The 6,139-nt window shown below is 71.3% G+C and carries 6 protein-coding genes; 2 read left to right on the forward strand and 4 right to left on the reverse strand.

Features of this window, described 5'->3' with window-relative positions:
* Positions 1-54 precede the first annotated feature (54 nt).
* Together ACIP37_RS22795 and ACIP37_RS22800 are read left to right on the forward strand one after the other, a co-directional pair.
* Positions 55-1,686 carry an FAD-dependent oxidoreductase gene (locus tag ACIP37_RS22795; RefSeq protein WP_400809428.1) on the forward strand — a complete coding sequence of 544 codons (1,632 nt, stop codon included), beginning with the start codon at positions 55-57 and terminating at the stop codon, positions 1,684-1,686.
* Positions 1,687-2,180: 494 nt separating this feature from the next.
* Positions 2,181-3,701 carry a hypothetical protein gene (locus ACIP37_RS22800; protein ID WP_363580995.1) on the forward strand — a complete coding sequence of 507 codons (1,521 nt, stop codon included), beginning with the start codon at positions 2,181-2,183 and terminating at the stop codon, positions 3,699-3,701.
* Positions 3,702-3,931: 230 nt separating this feature from the next.
* On the opposite strand, the gene ACIP37_RS22805 is transcribed toward ACIP37_RS22800, so the two are convergent.
* From ACIP37_RS22805 to ACIP37_RS22820, 4 genes are all read right to left on the reverse strand, one after another.
* Entirely contained in the window at positions 3,932-4,099 is a 168-nt protein-coding gene (locus ACIP37_RS22805; protein ID WP_363580993.1) for a hypothetical protein, read from the reverse strand.
* A 239-nt stretch (positions 4,100-4,338) separates the two neighbouring features.
* The gene (locus ACIP37_RS22810; protein WP_400809432.1) at positions 4,339-4,515 is read right to left on the reverse strand and encodes a hypothetical protein; all 177 of its coding nucleotides are present in this window, start codon (positions 4,513-4,515) and stop codon (positions 4,339-4,341) included.
* An 82-nt stretch (positions 4,516-4,597) separates the two neighbouring features.
* Positions 4,598-5,074: a hypothetical protein gene (locus ACIP37_RS22815; protein WP_363580989.1), complete on the reverse strand. Its 477-nt coding sequence runs from the start codon at positions 5,072-5,074 to the stop codon at positions 4,598-4,600.
* A 194-nt stretch (positions 5,075-5,268) separates the two neighbouring features.
* A complete protein-coding gene (locus ACIP37_RS22820) occupies positions 5,269-5,862 on the reverse strand; it encodes a hypothetical protein (RefSeq protein WP_400809434.1) in 594 nt (197 codons plus the stop codon).
* Positions 5,863-6,139: the final 277 nt, after the last annotated feature.

A 6,139-nucleotide genomic window follows, 5' to 3' on the forward strand; every position in this document is an offset into this window, starting at 1 on the left:
AAATTATACCCACCACAGATTTTTAGTGACTACAGTGAAGTCATGAACACGGACATGAGCACAGACGCAGGCACCGACGTAGGCACGGACGCAGGCACGGACTACGACGTGGTGGTGGCGGGCGGCGGGCCGGTCGGGCTGATGCTGGCCTGCGAGCTCCGGCTCGCCGGAACCTCGGTGCTGGTCATCGAACGACTCACCGAGGTGGACCAGACGGTCAAGGCGGGCGCCATCAACACGCCCAGCGTGGAGGCCTTCTACCGGCGCGGGCTGCTCCCCGCGCTCGAAGAGATCCACGCGCAGGCAATGGAGAAGTTCGCCCAGTTCACCCGGCAGCGCCGCCCGGACGGGCCGCCCACCAACGGCGAAGTGCCCACCAACGGCGAGGTGCCCGCCGACAGCGCAGTGCCCACGCGGGCGCCGCAGCGGATCGCCGGGCACTTCGCCGGAATCATGCTGAGCTTCGACCGCTTCGACCCCGCCGACGACCCCGACTTCGCCGACCGCGGCCCCGTAGACAAGGCCGCCCTCGTCCCGCAGGCCGCCCTGGAGCACGTGCTCGGCGAGCGCGCGGCCGAGCTGGGCGTCGAGCTGCGCCGGGGCGTGGAGTTGACCGGCTTCGACACCGACGAGCACGGGGTGACCGTGCACACCGACGGCGGTGCGCCGATCCGAACCGGCTGGCTGGTCGGGTGCGACGGCGGCCGCAGCACGGTGCGCCGGCTCGCCGGGTTCGACTTCCCCGGCACGGCCCCGGAGATCACCGGCCACCAGGCGATAGTGGAGATGACCGGCTCCGAGGCCCTGGGCGCCGGCTGGAACCGGACCTCGGTCGGGACGTACGTGCACGGGCCGGTGCCGGGCCGGATCCTCACCGTGGAGTTCGACGGTCCGCCCGCGGACCGCCAGTCGCCGGTCACCACCGAGGAGTTGCAGGCCAGCCTGCGCAACGTCAGCGGCGTGGACGTGACGATCACCAAGGTGCACAGCGCGACCCGCTTCACGGACAACGCCCGCCAGGCGAGCACCTACCGCGCGGGCCGGGTGCTGCTGGCCGGCGACGCGGCGCACGTGCACTCCCCGTTCGGCGGCCAGGGGCTCAACCTCGGCATCGGCGACGCGATCAACCTCGGCTGGAAGCTCGCCGCCACCGTGCAGGGCTGGGCGCCGGAGGGCCTGCTGGACAGCTACACCGCCGAGCGGCACCCGATCGGCGCCTGGGTCCTGGACTGGACGAGGGCGCAGGTCGCGCTGATGCGGCCCGAGCCGGGCAGCGGCGCGCTGCGCAACGTCGTCGCCCAGCTGGCCGACACCGCGGCCGGGACGACCTACTTCGTCAAGCAGCTCTCCGGCGTGTGGCAGCGCTACGACCTGCCCGGCGAACACCCGCTGGTGGGCCGCAGCGCACCGGACCTCGCACTCGCCGACGGCAGCAAACTGGCCGACCACCTGCACGACGGCCGCGCGCTGCTGCTGGACCTCACCGACGACCCCGAGCTGCGCGCCCGCGCCGACGGCCACCGCGACCGGCTGCGGATCGTGACTTCCCCCTGCCCCGAACAGCCCACGCCGGCCGCCCTGCTGGTCCGCCCGGACGGCTTCGTCGCCTGGGCGGGCGACAGCGGTGAGGCCCCGGACGGGCTCGGCGAGGCGCTCGACAGGTGGCTCGGCGCAGCTCAGGACTGAGCTCAGGGCCGGCGCAGGACGGCGGCTGCCAGGGCGAGCCCCGGGTCAGGGTGTCGATCGCCCGGTCGAGTTCGGCGGCCTGCTGCTGGTGGCTGCCGTCGGTGACGCAGTCCTGGAAGGAAAGGTCTTCGTCCAGGACCTCCGCAAGCACATCCCCTTCACCATCACCCGCACGTGACCACCACCGCCCCGCCCACCCCGAGGGCCGCCAGGCCGGTCGCACCGCGCCCAGCGGCCTCCGGCACACCAACGGCGGACACCACCGCACCCCACTTCCCACACGGCCGCATCGCAGACGCGGCGCTCCCATCTCTCCCCCCGGCCCCCGCACATCCGCGCGACACTCACAGGTGATCTATCGTCACTTTGTGTAGGCCTCCAGGCGTACGATGTCGGGGGTTTGGGCATGGTCAGCGCCGGGGCCGTCACGGTCCCTGCGGTTCGCGTCCACTGCGGGCCGCGAGAAGGTGCCGGTCCAGCGAAGAGGAGCTTCCATGACGGGTCAGACGCCCGACGCCGCACAGCAGCAGGTGCAGTTCCCCATCACCGAGTCGTTCACCGGCACAGCCCCGGAGAATGAGCACTGGCAGTTGCTGGGTAGCGCGCGGCTGAACGAGGGCGCCCTGGAGCTGACGCCGAACACCCCCTCGAAGGCGGGTACGGCGTTCCTGGACCAACCGTTCTCCTCCTCGCTCGGGGTGAGCATCGACTTCGACTACTCCTGTGAGGGCGGCGGGGCCCAGGGTCTCGGGGACGGGTTCAGCCTCTACCTGATCGACGGGAGCCGTACCACGCAGCCCGGGGCCCGCGGCGGGGCGCTGGGCTACTCCTACATCAAGGACGGCTCGGTCAACCTTCCCGGCGTCACTGCCGGCTATGTGGGCGTCGGCTTCGACAACTTCGGGAACTTCGCCGCCCCCTCATGCGGCCCCGGCGGTCCCGGCCGCAGCCCCGACACTGTGGGTGTGCGCGGCTCCGGGGACCTGCTCACGGGCTTCGCCTGGCTGGCCGGTGTCGAGGTGCCGGGTGGGTTCCGGGGCGGCTGGGGGGTGGGGGCCCATCTGCAGGTGACCGTCATCGGCGGGCGCCTGACGGTGCGGCGCTCCAGCACCTCGGACCCCAACGGCGCGGTGCTGATCGACAATCTCGACCTGGCCGCCGGCCCGGGCCAGGTACAGATGCCCGCGACGTTCAAGCTCGGGTTCGGCGCCGGCACCGGCGGGGCCACCGCCGCCCACCGCATCCGCAACCTCACCGTCGCCCTGCCCGTCGCCATGCCGCTGGAGATGAGCGGCCCGCTGACCGCCAAGGCCGGCCATCGGATCTCCTACACCATCGGCGTCCAGAACCACGGGCCCAACGACGCCCCCGACGCCGTCGTGCGCGGCGACGTCCCCGTCCAGTTGCTCGACGTGGAGGTGACATGCCGCGGGGAGAACGGCGCGGTGTGCGGCCCGGGAACCGCTACCGACGGCGAACTCCACCAGCCGCTCAGCCTGCCCAAGGGCAGCAAGGCGGTGATCACCTTGAGGGGCACCGTCGACCCTCACCACGAAGGCGACTTCACCGCCACGAGCCGGATCACCTCCGCCACCCGCGCCAATACCGCGGCCCAGCAGTCCGGCCAGGTCACCACCACCGCCGAACTGCCGCTGATCACCGTCGGCCAGAAGATCGCCGGACAGTGGGACCAGACCTGGCCCGAGGACGCCAAGGGTTGGCTCGTCAGCTACAACCTCACCCTGGCCGCCAACGAACACCGCGTGACAGCCTGGGAGATCGCCTTCGACGTCCCCGCGCGCACCCGCGTCAACCCCCAGCAGACCCAGTGGTACCGGGTCATCAAGGACGGCCTGGAGGGAACGGTCGTCCTTGGGTCCCCCAACGACGGCTCCCACACCATCGACCCCGGCACCCCGCTGCCCGTCGACGTCCAGATCCTCTACCCCTCCCAGTCCGACGCCGGCGACGGCCGCCTCCGCGGCCTCTACGCCGTCGAGGTCGAGAACCCCTAACCCCGCAGAAGCAGCACCCGGACCGGATCCGCCTCGCGACAGTGCATCCGCCCGCGAGGCGGATCCGGCACAGCTACCCGCAGCCCGACCTGCCGGTCACGCCCGTGCGGGCCGCCATTTGCACCCGACGCTCTGCGCCAACGCGCGGTGGATTCGCCCGCCGACGCAGTCCTCCACCACTGGGGGCGGGTGGGGCTGCCGTAAGGCAGCCCCACCCGCCCGGGCCTCTGCTACATCTGGCCCTGGTCCATCAAGCCGCCGGCGCGCGTCCGTGCCTGCGTTCCGAGTGCCTGGTCGGCGGTATCCGCAATGGGGTCGGAGCCGTCGTCCTGCGGGTCTGCGACCCTGTGGACGACCAGTTCGGGCTGCTCGTCGACGTACTCTTCGGGCTCGGGCATGGGGTTCTCCTTCTTCGGGGCGTCAAGCACCTGGACCAACGAGCCGTCCGCCACCTGATGACGCCTACCGGAGGCAACTGGCTGGCAGCCGGTCTGTGCGGACTGACGGCGACCGTCCCTCGGAGAGCCCGATCGCTCTCGCGCTCCGCCGGGCGATGGCCCGCTCCTCGGCGTGAACGAGAGGCATTGACAGCCCGGCGGCCTCCAGAAGTCGGTGGAATCCGGGGACCGCGCCCGTGCTACTTGCCGACCGCGTAGACGATGTCGTCCGTGAGGTACTTGTCGCCGACGGTCGCCTCGTAGGTCCCCAGGTTCGACGTGATGGCGGCCTTGGCCTTCGCCTTGACCGGGGCGGGAGCGCCGACGGCGCGCTCCCAGTGTCCCGGAGTTGCCCAACCTGGCCCGAAGAGCAGCATCGCACCGGTCCGGCATCCGAGCTCTGGACTCCCACCCTGCACTGCCGCTGCACGATGGCAGCGCGGCCAGAGGTGGTGGTTGTCAGTGCTTGATGTCGATCTTCCCCTGTCCGCCCATGGCGCCGACTCCCATCTCCGCTCCGCCACCGACAAACGAACCGATGTACTCGCCGTCCAGGCCCCACAGGTTGATGTTGAACATGGCCGCGGTGGTGGTCGCCTCGAAGCGGGTGGTCCAGCCCGCGTAGTCGGACAGGTGGCCGTTGGTCCACAGGGTGCCCCAGACGTCTCCGCCTCCGACGCTCAGGCCGCCTCCGGCACCGGTGATCTCGTACTCGACGCCCTTCTCGTCGGTGAAGTCCCCGGAGAAACCGCCCCCGAGGACCGAGAAGGAGTGCACGGACCCGGAGTAGGAGAACTTCTTGGGGACGATCACCGCTTGCCCCGCGATCAGGTCGGGGTCGATAGCCCGCCGGGCTGTGATCAGGTCGAGGTGGGACTCGGCGGCCCGGCTGTAGTGCTCGGCCAGTTGCGGGTGGGCGGTGTCGTGAATGCTCATGGCGAGGGGTCCTCAATTCGTTTCACGGACGGCCCGGGCGCAGGTGCGCACGGCGGCTCGATCGTCCCAGCCCGCCCCGGACCCCGCTGCACCGAAAGGTGTGAACAGGCCATCGAACAGGCAAGGTTGGCTTCCGAATCACCCAGTCGACTTACCCCACGCGGCTCCCACCCAGCCAGCACGGGAGGGGACGTTCAAGGGGCCGTGACAGCACTGTCCTCGCCCGGCGCGTCCGACGCGTCGGGGCTCAACCCGAACGTCCGCGCGCACCGCGGGTGGGAGATGGGCCAGTCGGCGGCTTCCTCGACTGTGCGCAGGGTGCGGGTGGCCTTGTCGGGGTCGGGGTGGCTGTTCCATCCGCAGTCGTGACCGTCAGAGACCTCGACCTGGTGGATTCCGTACTCGCGGGCGGTGTTGAGGGTGCCGGTGTTGTGGGCGACGGCGGAGCGGGCGGCGAGGGCGGCTTCGGCCCAGGCCCGGACGGGCATGCGGGCGCCGTTGCGGTAAACGACCCGGTCGAGGCGGTAGGCGGCGGCGAGCCGGTCGAGGCGGTAGGCGGCGGCGAGCCGGTCGGCGAGGGAACGGGCTGCGGTCGTGGCGCCGGCTCGGTCAGCGGTGAGGAGGGGAGGTCGTGGCGGACGGCGACACCGCCGCCCCCTCCGGCATGCACCGGGCTCGAAATGAACTTCCGAGGGGGCGTCGCGCAGGGCGTACAGGTCGGCGATGGCGGCCAGTTCCGCGAAGCGGGCCAGTAGCCGACGGACGGCCCGGCCGTCACCGCCGGGCACGGCCTTGGTGATCGTTTCGACCAGGGCCTCCCGTCCCGCCCTCCGGGCCGTCTCCGGTCCGACGGGCGCCAGGTCTTCGACTTCTGCCTCCCCGCGCGGTGCGGCTCGCTGCTTAGGGCGCGCGGCGGCGGCTCGGGGGGTTGCCGCCGCCGCGCAGCGGAAGGTTACCTCACCCCAGAGCGTCGCAAAATCTGTGTGCGCCGGAGTAGACATTGCTCGTGGGTGGGTCTAACGTTTCTCTCGTAGACAGCAGTCGGCGATACCGGCCAGACACGAA

This window comes from Kitasatospora sp. NPDC088861, assembly GCF_044750105.1.
Taxonomy (GTDB): Bacteria; Actinomycetota; Actinomycetes; order Streptomycetales; family Streptomycetaceae; genus Kitasatospora.

Coding starts and splice junctions, on each gene's coding strand:
- ACIP37_RS22795 (WP_400809428.1), top strand. CDS start 55: ATGAGCACAGACGCAGGCACCGACGTAGGCACGGACGCAGGCACGGAC.
- ACIP37_RS22810 (WP_400809432.1), bottom strand. CDS start 4,515: ATGCTGCTCTTCGGGCCAGGTTGGGCAACTCCGGGACACTGGGAGCGC.
- ACIP37_RS22800 (WP_363580995.1), top strand. CDS start 2,181: ATGACGGGTCAGACGCCCGACGCCGCACAGCAGCAGGTGCAGTTCCCC.
- ACIP37_RS22805 (WP_363580993.1), bottom strand. CDS start 4,099: ATGCCCGAGCCCGAAGAGTACGTCGACGAGCAGCCCGAACTGGTCGTC.
- ACIP37_RS22815 (WP_363580989.1), bottom strand. CDS start 5,074: ATGAGCATTCACGACACCGCCCACCCGCAACTGGCCGAGCACTACAGC.